15 protein-coding genes are annotated in these 17,054 nt (G+C 44.0%); 4 read left to right on the top strand and 11 right to left on the bottom strand.

Going from position 1 to position 17,054, the window contains the following annotated elements:
- Window positions 1-185: 185 nt before the first annotated feature.
- On the bottom strand, window positions 186-650 hold the full coding sequence (locus QVA83_RS03865; RefSeq protein ID WP_069944203.1) for a metal-independent carbonic anhydrase family protein: 465 nt from the start codon (window positions 648-650) through the stop codon (window positions 186-188).
- Window positions 651-884: 234 nt separating this feature from the next.
- On the opposite strand from QVA83_RS03865, the gene QVA83_RS03860 reads away from it, so the two are divergent.
- On the top strand, window positions 885-1,796 hold the full coding sequence (locus QVA83_RS03860) for a hypothetical protein (protein ID WP_156078303.1): 912 nt from the start codon (window positions 885-887) through the stop codon (window positions 1,794-1,796).
- A gap of 78 nt (window positions 1,797-1,874) precedes the next feature.
- Here QVA83_RS03860 and ppsR read toward each other — a convergent pair whose 3' ends face one another.
- Window positions 1,875-2,687 (bottom strand): posphoenolpyruvate synthetase regulatory kinase/phosphorylase PpsR, encoded by an 813-nt coding sequence (gene ppsR / locus QVA83_RS03855; protein WP_014949315.1) that lies wholly within the window; start codon window positions 2,685-2,687, stop codon window positions 1,875-1,877.
- A 272-nt stretch (window positions 2,688-2,959) separates the two neighbouring features.
- On the opposite strand from ppsR, the gene ppsA reads away from it, so the two are divergent.
- Together ppsA and QVA83_RS03845 are read left to right on the top strand one after the other, a co-directional pair.
- Window positions 2,960-5,332 carry a phosphoenolpyruvate synthase gene (gene ppsA, locus QVA83_RS03850; RefSeq protein ID WP_014949316.1) on the top strand — a complete coding sequence of 791 codons (2,373 nt, stop codon included), beginning with the start codon at window positions 2,960-2,962 and terminating at the stop codon, window positions 5,330-5,332.
- A gap of 325 nt (window positions 5,333-5,657) precedes the next feature.
- Window positions 5,658-5,807 carry a hypothetical protein gene (locus QVA83_RS03845; protein WP_155279892.1) on the top strand — a complete coding sequence of 50 codons (150 nt, stop codon included), beginning with the start codon at window positions 5,658-5,660 and terminating at the stop codon, window positions 5,805-5,807.
- Window positions 5,808-6,528: 721 nt separating this feature from the next.
- Here the strand turns inward: QVA83_RS03845 and QVA83_RS03840 are convergent.
- The 3 genes from QVA83_RS03840 to QVA83_RS03830 all read right to left on the bottom strand — a co-directional run bounded on the left by QVA83_RS03840 (window position 6,529) and on the right by QVA83_RS03830 (window position 9,876).
- Complete coding sequence (locus tag QVA83_RS03840) at window positions 6,529-8,790, bottom strand: molybdopterin cofactor-binding domain-containing protein (RefSeq protein ID WP_156078304.1); 2,262 nt, start codon at window positions 8,788-8,790, stop codon at window positions 6,529-6,531.
- A complete protein-coding gene (locus QVA83_RS03835; protein ID WP_069944206.1) occupies window positions 8,787-9,293 on the bottom strand; it encodes a (2Fe-2S)-binding protein in 507 nt (168 codons plus the stop codon). The genes QVA83_RS03840 and QVA83_RS03835 overlap by 4 nt, the downstream gene beginning before the upstream one ends.
- A gap of 367 nt (window positions 9,294-9,660) precedes the next feature.
- Entirely contained in the window at window positions 9,661-9,876 is a 216-nt protein-coding gene (locus QVA83_RS03830; protein WP_014949320.1) for a PGPGW domain-containing protein, read from the bottom strand.
- Window positions 9,877-10,203: 327 nt separating this feature from the next.
- Between QVA83_RS03830 and QVA83_RS03825 the strand changes: the two genes are divergently transcribed.
- Window positions 10,204-10,620, top strand: a complete 417-nt coding sequence (locus QVA83_RS03825; protein WP_014949321.1) for a DUF4826 family protein — start codon at window positions 10,204-10,206, stop codon at window positions 10,618-10,620.
- 47 nt (window positions 10,621-10,667) lie between these two features.
- Here QVA83_RS03825 and QVA83_RS03820 read toward each other — a convergent pair whose 3' ends face one another.
- From QVA83_RS03820 to mnmA, 6 genes are all read right to left on the bottom strand, one after another.
- Entirely contained in the window at window positions 10,668-11,126 is a 459-nt protein-coding gene (locus tag QVA83_RS03820; protein WP_014949322.1) for a GNAT family N-acetyltransferase, read from the bottom strand.
- A 9-nt stretch (window positions 11,127-11,135) separates the two neighbouring features.
- Window positions 11,136-12,302, bottom strand: coding sequence for a cupin domain-containing protein (locus QVA83_RS03815; protein WP_156078305.1), 1,167 nt, complete (start codon window positions 12,300-12,302; stop codon window positions 11,136-11,138).
- A gap of 355 nt (window positions 12,303-12,657) precedes the next feature.
- Entirely contained in the window at window positions 12,658-13,491 is an 834-nt protein-coding gene (locus QVA83_RS03810; protein ID WP_069944209.1) for an adenylate/guanylate cyclase domain-containing protein, read from the bottom strand.
- Window positions 13,492-13,597: 106 nt separating this feature from the next.
- Complete coding sequence (purB, locus tag QVA83_RS03805) at window positions 13,598-14,965, bottom strand: adenylosuccinate lyase (RefSeq protein WP_069944210.1); 1,368 nt, start codon at window positions 14,963-14,965, stop codon at window positions 13,598-13,600.
- A 13-nt stretch (window positions 14,966-14,978) separates the two neighbouring features.
- On the bottom strand, window positions 14,979-15,605 hold the full coding sequence (gene hflD / locus QVA83_RS03800; RefSeq protein WP_014949326.1) for a high frequency lysogenization protein HflD: 627 nt from the start codon (window positions 15,603-15,605) through the stop codon (window positions 14,979-14,981).
- Window positions 15,605-16,732 (bottom strand): tRNA 2-thiouridine(34) synthase MnmA, encoded by a 1,128-nt coding sequence (gene mnmA, locus QVA83_RS03795; RefSeq protein ID WP_139125421.1) that lies wholly within the window; start codon window positions 16,730-16,732, stop codon window positions 15,605-15,607. Before mnmA ends, hflD begins: the two co-directional genes overlap by 1 nt.
- Between the last annotated feature and the right edge of the window lie 322 nt (window positions 16,733-17,054).

Genomic DNA, 17,054 nt, shown 5'->3' with positions numbered 1-17,054 from the left:
GCCGTATCTAGCGTAACTAGACTGAACTTGGGCTTTATCCTAAGCCAAGCTTTTGAAACTAGACGGTTACTTATTTACAGCGTTACAGCATCTTTAGAATAAAACGAGGCACGACTTTTACCGTGCCTCGTGTTTTTTGACACTTAAAGGCGTCAAGCCTGTGCCATTAGAGCCATTCCTAACGCTTATGGTTGATAAGGTAACGAAGATTGGTGAAGGATAATTCTAATTTTACCGTCGTCACATTGCTTGAAGACAAAGCTCTTGTTCACAAAAATATGGCTGTCGTCTGCACCAATAAAATGTACGTTGCATTGAACAATGGCTAACTCGCCGTTCAATATGAAATCTTCCTTGCTATACCAAACCTTTACCCAAGGCTTAAGCTTGAACCCATTGTCGTTGGGGTAGTCGCTATTGCCACCTACGAAGTAGGAAAGCGCCCCTTCTTTCGTTGGACGAAATGTTTGAGCACCAAACGTTAAGGTAGGTTTAAACAGTACCTTCCCATTATCGTAATCGTAGTTTTCAGATAAAACCTTTGATGCGAACGCCTTCGCATCGCCACCTTCAGCGTGTACTTTTCCCACCGCAACAACATTGTCGCACCAAGTCTGAAGGGCTGTATGTACCATCTCTTCTGTAAACATGACGCTAACTCCTTTAATTAATGGTTATGTTATACTGTATCAATTGTGTTTTAACAATATCGTTAAATCAATGAAATGTAACTGATTATCCGTGATAGATAATTGCTATCAGCGAAAGGTCACGGAGCATGCGATGATGCTAGCCACTAAAGAAATTAGGAGCTTTCGCTAACTATTATAAGAACAGCTTTTAACCTATACTTCATACAAAATAGACGCATTGCCATAATAATAATGAGATCTCTATTAGCCACCGTTTTATTATTCCTAGCGCTTTTTGTATTTCATGCAAATGCCGCGATTAAAGATATTCAGCCTCTTTGCCAGGATAGTGTCGACGAATGTTTATCGAAAATCAGAGCACAGCAATCTCTATTAGATAAGAACACACCACCATGGTGGGACCTTCAAGTAAGAAGGTTTGATATCTTATTTAACTTTCAACGTTATGATGAGCTTTATGCCCTTCTAAGACCTTGGCTTGAAGCTACAAATTTGAAAGGAATGCCAGAGTACAAGCCACTAGTTTCTCTGTTTTTCGGTAAGTGGTTACGTGCCAGTGGCCGAGAGCAGGAAGCAAGAATAGCGTTAACTAAATCTTTGACGGGCTTGAGAGCACAATATGAAAAGATGCCGTCCCCTCAACTAGGTATAAGGGTTTTAAATCTTTTGACTGTGCTTGGTAAAACGAAAGAAGCGCAGGACTTTGCTGAGCAACTGGAAGGTGAAAACTATAATGCGCCTGTCTTTTACCATGAGATCTTTGCTGAGCTTGGGCACGCCGCGCTAAAAGAAGGCGATAACGCAAAACATATTGAATATCGAATTAAATCGTTGAATTGGGCGTTGAAGCTACCCGATTATCAACAGCAAGCTATCGCCTACAGCAATTATGCTGTAGCGCTTCGCAACAATAGGAATTATCAGGAGGCAGAGCAGGCTTTCCTGAATGGTTTAGCATGTGCAGAGCAAGCGAAGGATATCGCTCAAATTAACAGTATTAAGTTACGGATAGCGGAAAACGCTACGCTTGGCAACGACCCTGAAAAAGCGAGACGTTGGCTCAAGCAAATATCTGTTGAGGGGCTTCCATCTTTACAGCTATCGCGCTACCGAAAATTGGTAAAAGATAACGCACCGCATTAATCGATAGGTTCATTTCGATTAGCTACAGGCAAAATGCACATTGCGGCACGCTTTTTTGTTTTCCAATTGTTAGATTCACTAATACTTACGGCGCTTCAGTCCAGTCTCGGCTAAAATCTTTGCCGAAATTTCTTCAATAGAATATTTAGTGCTGTTCAAAAACGGAATTTTTTCCTTTCTATACAGGTTCTCAACCTCACGAAGCTCCATCCTACATTGTGGTAGCGATGCGTATTTACTGTTTGCGCGTCGCTCTGAACGTATCTGATGTAGTCTATCGGCTTCAATTGTTAGTCCGAAGAGTTTGTTTTTAAATCGTCTTAGGGCAGGAGGCAGTTTCAGCATGTCTCCCATGTCTTCTTCTGTAAAAGGGTAGTTCGCTGCTTTTATTCCGTATTGAAGGGCTAAGTAAAGACTTGTTGGCGTTTTACCCGAGCGTGAAACACCAGTAAGAATGATGTCTGCTTCATCATAATCTTTTAGATTAGAGCCATCGTCATTAGCCAATGCGTAGTTTACGGCCTCAATTCTAATATCGTAGGTGGTTTCGTGGATACTGTGTGTACGATGTTTTTCTGGTTTTGAAGGAACACCCAATACTTTTTCCAGTGGCGCTACGAATTGATCGAGAAAATTATAGTTAATGCCCACAGATTTCGAGATTATTTTGCGAATATCTACATTCACAATTGTATAAAAAACGAGCGGCCTTTCTCCGGTGTCTTGAAAACTTTCAGAAATTTGCTGTAAAACTTTGTGAGCTTGTTCCTCAGTTTCAACGAAAGGAATGGTGTTGTGATTGAAAGAAACGGGAAACAGGGAAAGCAGGGCGTGGCCGAAGACCTCTGCAGTGATGGCTGTACCATCTGAAATATAAAAAGCTGTGCGCACAACATATCCTTAACATTGGTGTAATTTTATTACAAAAGTAATAAAGGGTTTACATTCTGAATTTCCCCATTCTAAGATGATTTCGTCGAAAAGCTACACGGTTCTTGTGAATGATGGCAAATATCAATAGGTTTGCTGTCAAACGTAATGGACAGCGTTAACAGTGGTTTTCACCACATATCGACTACAATTTGATGAGTTTCAGGTGACAAAAAGCACAAACCTGAAATTAACCTCATACCCTACACATAAAAAAGCTGGAGGCTTGGGCTGTGCAAGAATACGTACTTTGGTATCAAGAACTGGGCATGCATGATGTGGGTCGCGTAGGCGGCAAAAATGCATCATTAGGCGAGATGATTTCAAACCTGGCGAACGCCGGTGTGCAGGTGCCGGGAGGTTTTGCTACCACCGCCGAGGCATTTAATGAGTTTCTAGAGCAAAGTGGCCTAGAAGCGCGCATTCACGAAGTCTTAGACTCGTTAGACGTAGATGACGTAAACGCACTGACCGAAGCGGGTAAGAATATCCGCCAGTGGATCATCGACACACCTTTCCAAGGAAAGCTAGAAGAAGAAATCAAAACTGCGTTTGTCACATTACAGGGTGATGCGGGTGAAGAAGCGTCATTTGCAGTGCGTTCATCAGCCACGGCTGAAGATATGCCTGATGCGTCTTTCGCAGGTCAACAAGAGACTTTCCTAAACGTTAAAGGCTATGAAGCCGTGCTTGTGGCAATTAAGCACGTGTTCGCATCGCTATTTAACGACCGCGCTATTTCATATCGCGTTCACCAAGGATACGACCACAAAGGCGTGGCGCTATCTGCAGGCATTCAACGCATGGTGCGTAGTGATATCGCATCATCGGGCGTTATGTTTACTATCGATACAGAGTCTGGCTTTGAAGACGTTGTATTTATTACCAGCTCATTTGGTTTAGGTGAAATGGTGGTGCAGGGTGCGGTTAACCCTGATGAATTCTATGTTCACAAACCAACACTTGATAAAGGCCTGCCTGCTATCGTTCGTCGTAACCTTGGTAGTAAGCTGACTAAAATGGTGTACTCAGATGATGAAGCACACGGTAAGCAAGTGTCTATTGTCGATATTGATGCAGCTGACAGCAAAACCTTCTCGTTGACTGATGACGAAGTAATGGAGCTTGCTAAACAGGCGCAGATCATTGAAAACCACTACAAGCGTCCTATGGACATCGAGTGGGCAAAAGATGGCGCAGACGGCAAACTTTACATTGTTCAGGCTCGCCCTGAAACAGTACGCAGCCGTGAAGACTCACAGAGCATCGAGCGATTCCAGTTGAAAGGTCAAAGCAACATTGTTTGTGAAGGCCGTGCAATTGGACACAAAATCGGTGCTGGTGTAGCGAAAGTGCTTGATTCAATTGAAGAGATGGACAAAATCCAAGCGGGTGATGTTCTGGTAACTGACATGACAGACCCTGACTGGGAACCTATCATGAAGAAGGCTTCTGCTATTGTTACCAACCGTGGTGGCCGTACTTGTCACGCGGCAATCATCGCGCGTGAGTTAGGTATTCCAGCGGTTGTGGGTTGTGGTAACGCGACTGACAGTATCAAGAACGGCGACAAAATTACTGTGTCTTGTGCTGAAGGTGACACTGGTTTTATCTACGGTGACGAACTAGAGTTCGACGTTGTGACCTCACGTATTGACGCAATGCCTGACCTACCGCTGAAAGTCATGATGAACGTGGGTAACCCCGACCGCGCATTTGATTTTGCTCGCTTGCCAAACGCAGGTGTTGGTCTTGCGCGTCTTGAGTTTATTATCAACCGCATGATTGGTGTGCACCCTAAAGCTCTACTTAATTTCGACAGCCAGCCTGAAGAGTTGAAAGAAGAAATTAGCGATATGATTGCAGGCTACGAGTCGCCTACGGAATACTACATCGAGAAATTGGTGGAAGGTATTTCAACCATTGGCGCAGCATTCTCGCCAGAGAAAGTTATTGTTCGTATGTCAGATTTCAAATCGAACGAATACTTCAACTTAGTGGGCGGTTATCAATACGAGCCAGACGAAGAAAACCCAATGTTGGGTTTCCGTGGTGCAAGCCGCTACATCTCTGAAGATTTCCGCGATTGTTTTGCCCTTGAATGTGAAGCCATAAAGCGCGTTCGCAACAAAATGGGCTTGACCAATGTTGAGATCATGATCCCGTTTGTTCGTACATTAGAAGAAGGTCGTCAAGTTATCGAGCTTCTTGAAGAGCAGGGACTTAAGAAAGGTGAAAATGGCCTTCGCGTTATCATGATGTGTGAACTGCCATCAAATGCTTTGCTTGCTGATAAGTTCCTAGACATTTTCGACGGTTTCTCTATTGGATCTAACGACTTAACGCAGTTAACCCTCGGTCTAGATCGCGACAGTGGTCTTATCGCGCACTTGTTTGATGAACGTGATGAAGCGGTGAAGGCATTGTTGTCAATGGCAATTCAGGCAGCGAAGAAGCGTGGAAAATACGTAGGCATTTGTGGTCAAGGTCCATCAGATCACGAAGACTTCGCCGCGTGGCTGGTACAAGAAGGGATTGATTCGGTATCACTTAACCCTGATACCGTGGTTGAAACCTGGCTTTACCTGGCTGAAAAGCACGGCTAATTACGTAGCTCGGATGTGAAGGCGAGATAGGGTCAGAATTATCTAGTTTTCCATCTAACGTCGTGTTATTTCACGACGTTATCGCTTTGATATTATTGAAAAAGAGACCATAAGGTCTCTTTTTTGTTAGGCAACTTAAAGTGATGGCCACTCATCTAGAAGCAAATCTTTGCTCGTGTTTCATTCCTTAAAAAAACTGTGGTTATTTAGCAAAACTATGCATTTTTGCGTGTTGATAACATGACTTTGTGTAATTAAAAATGTAATATTACAAAGTGACTTTCACTTTGAATCTTTGATTAATAATTAACTTGGTTGAATTCTCATGGCACATAATGACAGCGCAGTTTCAGTAAATACTTCCGAAGAAAACGTTATGCAATCACGCTCTGTGGTAGAGCAGTTGGCGGAAGCGCAAAAAGAAATTAACGAGCTTAAAATGCAGTTAATGTGGATGGAACGCAACTACGAGTAAGAATAACCTATTAGAATAAGGCGGGAATTAACCGTCAAACACTGAAAGTGTTTTCCTTTTAATTGTAAGGTTACAGGTTGATTTACAGTTTGAATAAAAGGAGGTCATGTTGGCCTCCTTTTTTGTCTCTAATGGTTGTTTGCTGCTCTTAAGCAATGGCTTAGTTAGTTGGAAATGGCGAATATGCTAATGACTAGGTTTTTTCGCCTTTTTGATGTGCAATAAAACTCAAGACCTTCTTATATTACTTGGTTAAATTATGTCCGGTTGGATTAGTGTGCTATTGTAAATAACGTTTGGCTAGCAGTATGCATGAGGCAGGGAGGGAAACTACGATGGCTTATAAATTTAAGTTTTTTGCACAACCTGTAATCAGTAACATCAGAACGTTCTGTGAAGCTGCGCTGGTTGAATTCACTATTGGTCTGATATGTGCAGTTTTCGCCTATGCAAGTTATGGTGTATTTATTCACCTTTTTGTTGCTTGCGTTGTTATCTCGATAGCGTGTTTTTGCCTAAGTATCTATAACTTATATAGTCTTTTCTATTATTCATAAAGCAATTCGCTTTTTCGCTACTATTGAGACACACCCGAATACAGCATACATCCATAAAAAAAGGGTTAACACTGTGTGTTAACCCTTTTTGATATGATTGCCTGTCTTAAATAGCGTTAGTATTTATTCATCAAACCAGCGATTAAGCCGAATCTATAGAATGCTTACGCTTTAAGCTGGTTACCAATAGGTAGCTGGCGAATACGCTTACCGCATGCAGCAAAAATGGCATTGCACAGCGCTGGCGCATACACGGGGGTTGCAGGTTCACCTACACCTGCTGGCGGCGCATCGCTTTCAATTACTTCAACTTCTACCTCTAGTGGTGAATCGCTCATGCGTGGTACACGGTAGTTGTGGAAGTTACTCTGCTGTACACGCCCTTTATCAAACGTTATACCGTCACTGATTGCTGTTGTTATACCGTAAACCGAGCCGCCTTGGGTTTGGTTTTTAACCGTATCGGTGTTAACTACAGTACCTGCATCAATAGCTACCCATGATTTAATCACGCTAAGATCGCCAGCGTCAGACACCTCAACTTCAACCACAGTAGCAACGTAAGTTAAAAAGCTACGGTGCGCAGCAATACCCAGTCCGCGGCCTTTAGGCATGTTGCGGCCCCAGCCTGCCATGTCAGATACTTTCTCAATTACATTACGAAGACGGCCTGTATCCAAAGGATAAACCGACTTATCACCCCAATAGTTTTGATATTCGGCTTTTTGATCCGTCACATCAATAATTCTATCAGGACCAATTACTTCCAATAGGTAATTTTTAGGGTCTTTGCCTGCTTTGTGGGCTGCTTCATTAATAAACGACTGTACAGCAAACGCGTGGAAGATGTTCGATACTGAACGCATCCATCCAATACGGGCTTTGGCTGGCGCTTCACCGCGCTCTAACTTCATGTTGGGCGTAAGAATAGGGTTATCCGTAAAGCCCAAATCTAACTCAAAGCTAAAGGGTGCGTTCGCGCCCTCTTGGAACGTAGAGGCAATAGGTGAAAACGCGGTTCTGTGAAGATAAGCGTCAATTTTACCGTTTTCATCAAGTGCAGCTTCAACATGTTGAGCGGAAACCGCGTGATAGAAACCGTGCTGAATATCATCTTCACGTGTCCATTGAACGCGAATTGGCTTGCCCGTTTTCATTGATAGGAATGCTGCTTCCGCTGAAAAGTCAGGCTTAGACTTACGCCCGAAAGCACCACCTAGCATGGTAACGTGAACATTGATTTTTTCTTTGTCCATGCCAACCATAGCGCCCACGGTTTCCATATCAGCCTGCGGATTTTGTGTTGCTGCCCATACGTCAACGCGATCTTTATAGTACATGGCAGTAGCACATGGTGGCTCCATTGGGGCTTGTGCTAAATGCGGCACGTAATAGTCAGCAACCAGCTTGTCGCTGGCTTTTTCTAAAACGCTCAACGCATCGCCTTTTTCTCTAACAAGCGCTTGAGGTGCATTTACTGTGTTAAGCAACTGCTCTTTAAAGTTCGCTGAGTTATAGTCGCCATTTGCGCCATCGTCCCAGGTGACGTCTAACGCTTTGCGGCCTTGCCATGCTGCCCATGTGTTGTTAGCTATAATGGCTAGCCCACCTTTTGGTTGGAACTGAGGCGCACCTTTTGGCGCTGGAATTTCAATTACATCAACAACGCCATTAACCGCTTTTGCTTTATCTGCATTGAAGCTTTTCACCTTACCGCCCACTACAGGTGGGCGTTCGATTATAGCAACAAGTGCTTTTGGCTCGCGCACGTCGGCGGCGAAGGTTGCTTTACCGGTAACGATATCTTGAAGGTCGATATGCGCCATACCGGTATTGATGTAACGCCATTCTTTCCTTTCTTTAAGCTTAAGCTTATCTGCTTCTGGCGGCGTAATGGTTAATGCATCGTCTATTAAGTCTTTATAAGCAAGCGTTTTACCTGAAGTGTGTGTTACCACATGCTGCTCGGCAACACAGGTACTTGGCTCAACACCCCAACGCTTAGCTGCTGCATGTTGCATCATATAACGCACGCTTGAGCCCATTTCTCGAAGACGCTGCATATTGAAGCGGATACTACGCGAGCCATCGGTGTTTTGGTCACCGTATTTGGGGTCGCCTTTGCCTTGAATAACAATGACTTTGTCCCACGCAGCTTCCATCTCGTCAGCTACAATTTGCGCAATGGCGGTTCGGATCTGTTGACCCATTTCGCTGCGGTGACACGTTACTTCAACCATGCCGTCAGGGCGAAGTGCAATGAACAAGTTTGCGCGCTTTGCGTTTTCCGCCGGCTTTGCTAATACGCCAGCCATGGCGCGAGGTGCACCACCCATAAAATAGGTACCAAGAACCAGTGCACCCGCCGCTGCTGTCGATTTTAAGAAACTGCGGCGATTCATATCAAAATAGGTATTCTCACTCATGCTTCTTCTCCCGCTTGGGTTGGGTCAAAGTAGCTAACGCCAGCGTTGCTGCTTATTGATTTCGACGCAGACTTAATGGCCTTGTGAATGCGAGGGTACGTGCCGCAACGACAGATGTTGCCCGACATATTCTCAACAATTTCTTCGTCACTTGGCGTTGGGTTGGTTGATAATAGACTGGCAGCTTGCATGATTTGCCCACATTGACAGAAACCACATTGTGGTACTTTATGTTCTACCCACGCTTTTTGGACAGGGTGATCGCCATTTTCGCTTAGCCCTTCAATAGTGGTAATTTTTCTGCCTTGAACGGCTGATACAGGCAATACGCAAGAGCGTTGTGCCATGCCATCAATGTGAACAGTACAAGCGCCACATTGCGCCATACCACAGCCAAACTTAGGTCCTGTAAGATTTAATTCGTCACGAAGGTACCACAACACTGGTGTTGATGGGTCACCAGAAAATTCGTGTTTGTTACCATTAACGGTAAACGTGATCATGGTCTTGTCTCCATAGGTAAGCGAAAGATATGACTTGGACCAGATTGTTTAAATCTGGCCTACCCAAGCAGCGCAATGCGGGGTCAACGCATTGCACAAAATCATATCGATACGGTTACATTGCCTGATGATACGAACTATCTAAGATGCTGAGCATGCTCAGATAATTGCCACTATTATTATTGTTAAAGGCTTCGCAATTTATACTTTAGATTACGTTAACACGCATTGCATCATTACGCATTTACATAAGTTTAATTGCTAACACTTTGCGACAAAGTGGTGAGAGATGAAGAGGGAGGCGAAACGCACTGTGCGTTATGGCGTGCTCAACTTTCTAAAAGCACACCTGTTAGAACAAAAACAATTAACGCAGCTTTCGCATAAGAAGAAAACGATCAATTCTACGGGCACCATTCGTCATTGTTTTTTGGCTGTATTTGAGCCAGCTTCGCGCTTTTGGCCAGTCGTAACTTAAGAGCACTAAACCGCCTATCACTAACAAGATAGAGCCCGGAAGTAATGTTAGAACAATACCGCCGATAAACAAGATTGCTCCAAGGGTAAGTCTTACTATTCGCATGTATAAACACTCGGCTTGGTGAAGTTTTCATCTCGCAGTTTCGCCCAAAGATGCACATTTGCCAATATGAAAAATGTAAATGTTTGTGCCCGATCTTTGAATAACTGGGTGTTGGGTATTCTTAAAGATTGTCGAATAAGTAAGCGGTTAACACCTTCGGTGGGCACAATGCCCTAATTGCGGTGGAAAGCAGGGATGAAATAAAGTACAAAGATAAAAAAGGCGTACGCTACGAAATAGTGGCAAAACTGCCTAGAAGGTAACTGAGACATGGGTATCAAGTAGCAGTACTAGTAAGAACAGATAACGATAATAATGAGAGTAAAAATGGCAGAACAACCAGAAAACCAACCAATCAGTGATGAAGAACGCGCAACATGGGTGCGAGAGCAGTTTCAAAAGGCAAACAAATTTTTAGCGGAAAATGGCGTGTTGTTTGATTCTGTTATTACCGAAGAAAGTCGTTATTTAATGCCGTACCTTGCAGTTTGGAAAATTAGAGCAATGGACAGTAAACGCTATTGGGTTATTAGTGGTGATTTACCTTCTGATTACACATCAGTCGATAACGCCAAAGACGCCAAGGACGTACTGCGTCACTTTGCTATGCATTGGCAGTTGAAAGCAGAAAACCTTATTAATGCAGAGGGCGCAGACGATACCCAAAAGGCGTTTGGTGCTTTACTAATTAATCGTGCTGAAAGCTTGTTTGCCATGCAGAACGCGCCAGATCTTTGGAACTAATTCCAGGCAATAGCCTGTATTAGTGAGACGGTTTGTAAATACATAGCTTAATGAAGTTGAGTCACGTCCGGAAGAGGAAATCGCTCTGCCGGACATTTTAGGCGCTGTCTTGGAACGCCTGCGTCCATAAATACTTGCCCGTCGGGAATAAAACCAATGGATTGGTGATAGGACACGCTTTCTAAATTGCAGACTACTTTGATAATGGGGACGTTGTTTTGCTTTGCCGTGTTAATCAGCGCTTCAAACAAAGCGCGATAAACAGGCAATGTTCTGTGGCAGCGCTTAACAGCAATTCGGCCTAGTTCACCTCGTTTGGTTAAGCGCCCAGTGGCAATGGGTTCGTTTTCATCATTGACGATAAGCACATGGCACGCCGAGCTGTCGTGTTCGTCGAACTCGCTTGCCTCGGGGACGCGCCACTCTAAAACAAATACATGTTCCCTTAGTGCTTTCAGTCGATGTTTATCCTTTTCCCAATCGACGTTTTGTATCGTAAACGCCATACTTACCTGTTAACCTTCGAACCATTCCCAGTAACCATTATTGATAAGTGTAGTTAAGGTTTCTAAAAATGTAAAAGAAGGCGCGTCTTGGCAACACGTTGCGTTCAAAACGCCTCCTGATGCCAGCACTTCAAACCATTCTTGGTCATTTTTACCAAATGCGAATTGGCTACCATTGACATAAAGTGCGCGAGGAAGGCCACGCTTGCCATCGCAAATTAATGCGCGCACACCAGGTGCAGGAACAAAGCTAATGCCTGCAGCAAATTCATTGGAAATTTGCTCTAACGATACTTCATTTTCTAGCGGATATTCAGCAATGCCTTGTTCACTCATGGCTTCTAGAAGTGCCAAAGTAAAGTCTTCACCGTTTATCGCATCTATGAGCTGCTGCTTAAGAAAGGCAACATCGCTTGGATTTACCCAAGCACGACTGCTTTGCATAGAGCGGCTTGCATCGGTAAAGCGATAATTATGTGCGCCTTTATCCAACATCATAGCCAGGCTTTCCGCTAGTTGCAGATTGTCCGGAGCACGATAACCCACAGAGTAGGTGAGGCTATCTTCAATTGTCGCTCCATCATGAGGCCAGCCCGGTGGTACGTACACCACATCGCCAGGCTCAACCACAACATCTATAACAGGGTCGAAGCCTTCAATTTGTCTTAATTTTGGGTGTGGAAAAACTTCTTTATAGTCCGCCGGCTTGCCCACACGCCAGCGTCTTCGGCCCTTACCTTGAACTAAAAATACATCATATTGGTCGATGTGAGCACCAACGCCTGCACCATTGGTGGCGAAGCTCACCATCAGGTCGTCCAATCGCCAATTAGGGATAAAAGAAAAGGGATCTAGTAGAGGGGTTACGTCGGGCACATATTTATCTACGCCTTGAACTAGTAATGTCCATTTGCCATGACATGCTTTGTCAAAATCGGTAATTGGCCCTTGTTCAACATGCCAGCTGCCTTTCACGTTGCTAATAATACGTGCATCCACTTCCGATTCTTGTGCTAGACCGGCAAGATCGTTCTCATCGATAGGATCTACAAAGTTGTCAAAGAAGTGTTTGATGACTACCGGCTTTTGCTGCCAGTAGTTTTTTAGAAAGGTTTCTGCATTAAAGCCGTTTCCAGATTGTGCATCAATAATGTACGAATTGTCGTTAGTGGGCATAGTGTCTCTTATAGTAAGCCAATTAAATGGGTTTAATCTGTTGATTTAAGTATTGTGCGTGGCGTTACAAATATGCGGTAAGCGTTAGCACTTTGTCAAAAGCAAGGTCGAAGTTTTTGGGCGGCATTATCGATTATTGAAACGTTTATTGCTACCTTGCATTTGCTTCACCTGATTCAGTAGGGAGAGCCGAATTCATAACGGTTCGCATAGATAATTACCCACTCAGCGAAACTTAACATGTTCGTACTCGCGGCGAGTTACTGCAGGTGTAATTCATCTAACTTAGAAATCACGTGCTTTTTAGCTCAATGTTTACATGACATGGGTGGTTATCAGATGCGCTAGACAGGAGTTAGCAAACGTATGCGCTCATTAGCATTGTTTTCGTGTGCAGCTGTTTTGGTAGGAATGTGGTTTCTTTGCGATTTTCGCCACACATTTTTGACTCACTGAGTTTCCGCTTGTCGTGTTCACGCGTTGAAAGCTCGGTGTTAGCGTTTATATTTGAACCACAAGTGAAGTACGTATTAAAGGAACAAGGGTTATTCGCACTCGCGCTAGAGCGATGAATAATCTGTCGTTTAACCAGGCTGTAAGACTTCTCACAAATAGCAATTGTATTAGGTGCTGTGTATTGCTCTAACATTGCAGCCCTATTTACCGTAGTCCCCCAAATATCAAAGCCTGCAAGCGGGCGAGCAGATTGGCCGGCAAGTAAAGAGCCTGTCGCAATGCCGACTCGCAGTTGGCTTGAAGATGATGTTAAAAGGTCGTTGCTATTTACAAGCTCGCGAGCGCGAAATGCGAATTCGATGGCGTTCACCAGAGCGTTCAAAAGCGAGTGTGTTGTACTACTGTGTTCGCCGCTAAAACCAACCGCAATATATTGATCGCCGTTTGTTTTTAATGGCGAAAGGTGTAAATCAGCGGCAAGCACATCGAATTCAGAAAACAGGCTATCTACAAGTCTGGCGCATGTAATGTCGCCATATTTAACTGAGAGTTGTTGGAAGCCTGATAGGTCACAAAAAATGACGACGGCATTTTTTATACAGCTTTTTAAATTCGCGGCACTACTTTTGTTTTCTAGCGTTGGACTTAACTCCTTCGAAACCGTGGGGGAAAGTACAACACAGTGTTTTTCCTGCAATGAGAAAGGAGTGTGGTTCGTGTTGCGTAAATCCATTTGCTTGCTCCCATGCGTAGGTGAAAATTCAATGTAGAGAAATTTAGGAATAAAAAAACGCGGTACTAATGACCGCGTTTTTCAGTGTAGTGGAAAGCGTAAGGGCTTATAACTGATCTACAAGCCTGATTGCATCACCAATGTATGTAGCAGGCGTTAATGCCTTAAGCTCTGCTTTGGCCGCTTCTGGCATAGCTAGGTTATCAATAAACTCAGCAATGACCTCAGCGTTTACTTTCTTACCACGGGTCAGCTCTTTTAGCTTCTCGTATGGCTTTTCAATACCGTAACGACGCATAACAGTTTGAATAGGCTCTGCAAGCAGTTCCCAGTTGTTGTTTAGCTCGTTAAGTAAGCTTTGCTCATTAACTTCTAACTTGCTGATACCTTTCAAAGTAGCCTGATACGCAATAACCGCATAACCTACACCTACGCCAAGGTTACGTAGTACGGTTGAGTCGGTAAGGTCACGCTGCCAGCGAGAGATAGGAAGCTTAGCTGCTAAATGGTCAAAAATAGCGTTCGCCAGACCTAAGTTACCTTCCGAGTTTTCAAAGTCGATAGGGTTAACTTTGTGTGGCATGGTAGAAGAGCCAATTTCGCCAGCTACCGTTTTTTGCTTAAAATGACCCAGTGCAATATAACCCCAAACGTCACGATCGAAATCGATAAGGATGGTGTTAAAGCGCGCAATGGCATCAAACATTTCTGCAATATAGTCATGCGGCTCTATTTGCGTAGTGAACGGGTTCCAGGTTAGACCTAGTGAGGTAACAAACTTCTCTGAAACTTCGTGCCAATCTACATCTTTATACGCTGACAAGTGTGCGTTGTAGTTGCCCACTGCACCGTTAATCTTACCAAGTAACTCAACACCTGCGATTTGGCTACGCTGACGCTTTAGGCGAATAGCCACGTTTGCCATTTCTTTACCCATGGTGGTAGGTGAAGCAGGCTGACCGTGAGTACGTGCCATCATAGGTACGTTCTGGTAGCGCTTAGCAAGCTCTACTAGCGCTTCAATTAATTTGTCACAGTAAGGAAGAATAACGGTCTCGCGGGCTTCGCGAAGCATTAAGCCATGTGAAAGGTTGTTGATGTCTTCAGACGTACACGCAAAGTGGATAAACTCATTTACCGCTGAAAGCTCACTATTGTCGGCAACCTTCTCTTTAAGAAAGTATTCAACCGCTTTCACATCGTGGTTTGTTGTGCGCTCGATTTCTTTAATGCGCATGGCATCTTCAACACTAAATTCAGCTACTATTTTGTCTAGTAGTGCATTTGACGTGTCTGTAAAAGCAGGAACTTCTTCAATTTGTGGGTTAGTAGACAGCATTTGTAACCAACGTACTTCTACTTCTACACGGTATTTTAATAAGCCGTACTCACTGAAAATACTGCGTAATTCTACGCTTTTGCCAGCATATCGACCATCGACAGGGGAAATTGCAGTTAACTGACTCAGTTCCACCTTAAGCTCCTCACTAGTTTATTAATCGTAGTGCTTTAACAGCACTGTTAAGAATGTGTTTGCGTTTAAATAAAATGTTTCTTCGTTTTCCACCCATCTGACGCCACATTACTGCAGCCCTAACACCTGCAAGCAAAAGCGCACGCACTTTATGCTGAGTAGCAGGTTGGCTTAAATAATCTGGGTTACCAGCTACCTGAATACGCGGTGCTAGCGGACTGATGATATCGCTGTAAATGCTCGCTAAAGAGGAGACTATTTGTGGGTTTTGGAAATCGATGTGAGCAAGCTGGCGCTGAACATGGGAAATACGTTCGCCCAGTTCCTGCATTGCTTTAGGCTTTCTCGCTAGCTTTCTTTCAAGGCCTAGAATACTAGCTATATAGCGGGTTAATTCCGTATCTTTTGTTGCTTGTTTGTCAGATAGCTGTGCTGCGAGTGTGGTGTAACCGGTTTTTAAGTTGGCGAGCTGGCCGAAGACCTGTTGAGGTGTTTCCGGGTCAGTAACCAGTATGCTCGATAAGCTGGCCTCTATAGCCTCGTTATCGGCAGAACCTCGTCTGGCAAGCTGCTGAACCAGCGCCGCAGCTTGACATACACCAGCAAGAGCTAGGTTATTTTCTATGTCGGTATCTAACATCAGCGAATATAACTCTCAATAATACCGCCGCCAAGGCAAACTTCGTCACTATAGAACACCGCTGACTGCCCCGGCGTTACCGCCTTCTGCGGCTCATCAAACATCACTTCAATGGTGTCGTCTTGAGTTGGCGTTATTGTACATGGGATATCGGCCTGACGATAACGAGTTTTAACTACCGCGCGCACAGGCTCTGTAATCGTTTTTCTATCCACCCAGTGTAGCTGCTTTGCTACCAAGCCTTTCGAGTATAGGCGAGGGTGGTCGGCACCTTGGCCCACAATAAGTACGTTGCGTGCAACATCTTTATCTACCACATACCAAGGGTCGTCACCGTATTTGGCTAATCCACCAATGTGTAAGCCTTTACGTTGACCTAGCGTGTGGTACATCAAGCCTTCGTGTTGGCCAATTTCTTCGCCTTCCGCTGTTTCAATAACGCCAGGCTGAGCTGGAAGATAACGTGCTAGGAAGTCTTTGAATTTGCGTTCACCAATAAAGCAAATCCCGGTAGAGTCTTTCTTATCATGAGTGATAAGACCTTGCTCCTCGGCAATTTTGCGAACTAATGGTTTTTCGATGTCACCCACAGGGAAGAGCGTTTTTGCAACATGCTCTCCGCCTAATGTGTAAAGAAAGTAGCTCTGGTCTTTGTTGTTATCAAGACCGCGTAGCATTTGCCATTTACCGTCAACTTCTCGGCGACGAACATAGTGACCAGTAGCAATGTAGTCAGCGCCAAGGTCTTCTGCTGCAAATTCAAGAAACGCTTTAAACTTAATTTCTTTGTTGCACATAATATCTGGGTTTGGCGTACGGCCCGCTTTGTATTCCTCTAAGAAATACTCAAACACGTTATCCCAGTATTCTGCTGCAAAGTTAATGGTGTGCAGTTCAATGCCAAGTTTGTCAGCAACCGCTTGTGCATCTTTTAAATCTTCCGCTGCGGCACAGTATTCATCGTTGTCATCTTCTTCCCAGTTTTTCATGAAAAGACCTTCAACCTGATAACCCTGTTGTTGGAGTAGGTAGGCTGAAACAGACGAATCGACACCGCCGGACATTCCGACGATCACTTTTTTGCTGGCGTTAGATTCAATATCACTCACTATGGATTGCACACTCATTTGATTAATAAAAAGAAACCGTATTTGTTAAATCAGTCACCAATTAACATGTTGATAAATATGCTAAGGCGCTTACCCACTCAGTGGGCATTACCACTAATCAGCCACTTACAAATCGGCCCGTTTTCGAGGTCGCGGATTTTATCAGATTCCGATAGCTAATTCACATTTAATCCTTATCTGATTAAGTAATTAAATATGTGCCAAGCGGCGATTGGCCTTTGCTGTAAAAAATTGTCTATATACAAAGATGAACAGCAACTTTTAACAGCGCTAAAAATCCGTAACGTTTCGGTGCCTCTTTTAGTGTGGTCAAGGAAGG

The organism is Alteromonas sp. AO-Serp, from assembly GCF_017849675.1.
Classification (GTDB): Bacteria; Pseudomonadota; Gammaproteobacteria; order Enterobacterales; family Alteromonadaceae; genus Alteromonas; species Alteromonas macleodii.
Note: the sequence above shows the minus strand (reverse complement) of the source record. Positions and strands in the feature narration are given on the sequence as shown.

What these genes read in the sequence shown, in the direction of transcription:
- QVA83_RS03865 (WP_069944203.1), bottom strand. Translation starts at nt 650, where the DNA reads ATGTTTACAGAAGAGATGGTACATACAGCCCTTCAGACTTGGTGCGAC.
- QVA83_RS03860 (WP_156078303.1), top strand. Translation starts at nt 885, where the DNA reads ATGAGATCTCTATTAGCCACCGTTTTATTATTCCTAGCGCTTTTTGTA.
- QVA83_RS03845 (WP_155279892.1), top strand. Translation starts at nt 5,658, where the DNA reads ATGGCACATAATGACAGCGCAGTTTCAGTAAATACTTCCGAAGAAAAC.
- QVA83_RS03840 (WP_156078304.1), bottom strand. Translation starts at nt 8,790, where the DNA reads ATGAGTGAGAATACCTATTTTGATATGAATCGCCGCAGTTTCTTAAAA.
- QVA83_RS03835 (WP_069944206.1), bottom strand. Translation starts at nt 9,293, where the DNA reads ATGATCACGTTTACCGTTAATGGTAACAAACACGAATTTTCTGGTGAC.
- QVA83_RS03830 (WP_014949320.1), bottom strand. Translation starts at nt 9,876, where the DNA reads ATGCGAATAGTAAGACTTACCCTTGGAGCAATCTTGTTTATCGGCGGT.
- QVA83_RS03825 (WP_014949321.1), top strand. Translation starts at nt 10,204, where the DNA reads ATGGCAGAACAACCAGAAAACCAACCAATCAGTGATGAAGAACGCGCA.
- QVA83_RS03820 (WP_014949322.1), bottom strand. Translation starts at nt 11,126, where the DNA reads ATGGCGTTTACGATACAAAACGTCGATTGGGAAAAGGATAAACATCGA.
- QVA83_RS03815 (WP_156078305.1), bottom strand. Translation starts at nt 12,302, where the DNA reads ATGCCCACTAACGACAATTCGTACATTATTGATGCACAATCTGGAAAC.
- QVA83_RS03810 (WP_069944209.1), bottom strand. Translation starts at nt 13,491, where the DNA reads ATGGATTTACGCAACACGAACCACACTCCTTTCTCATTGCAGGAAAAA.
- hflD (WP_014949326.1), bottom strand. Translation starts at nt 15,605, where the DNA reads ATGTTAGATACCGACATAGAAAATAACCTAGCTCTTGCTGGTGTATGT.
- mnmA (WP_139125421.1), bottom strand. Translation starts at nt 16,732, where the DNA reads ATGAGTGTGCAATCCATAGTGAGTGATATTGAATCTAACGCCAGCAAA.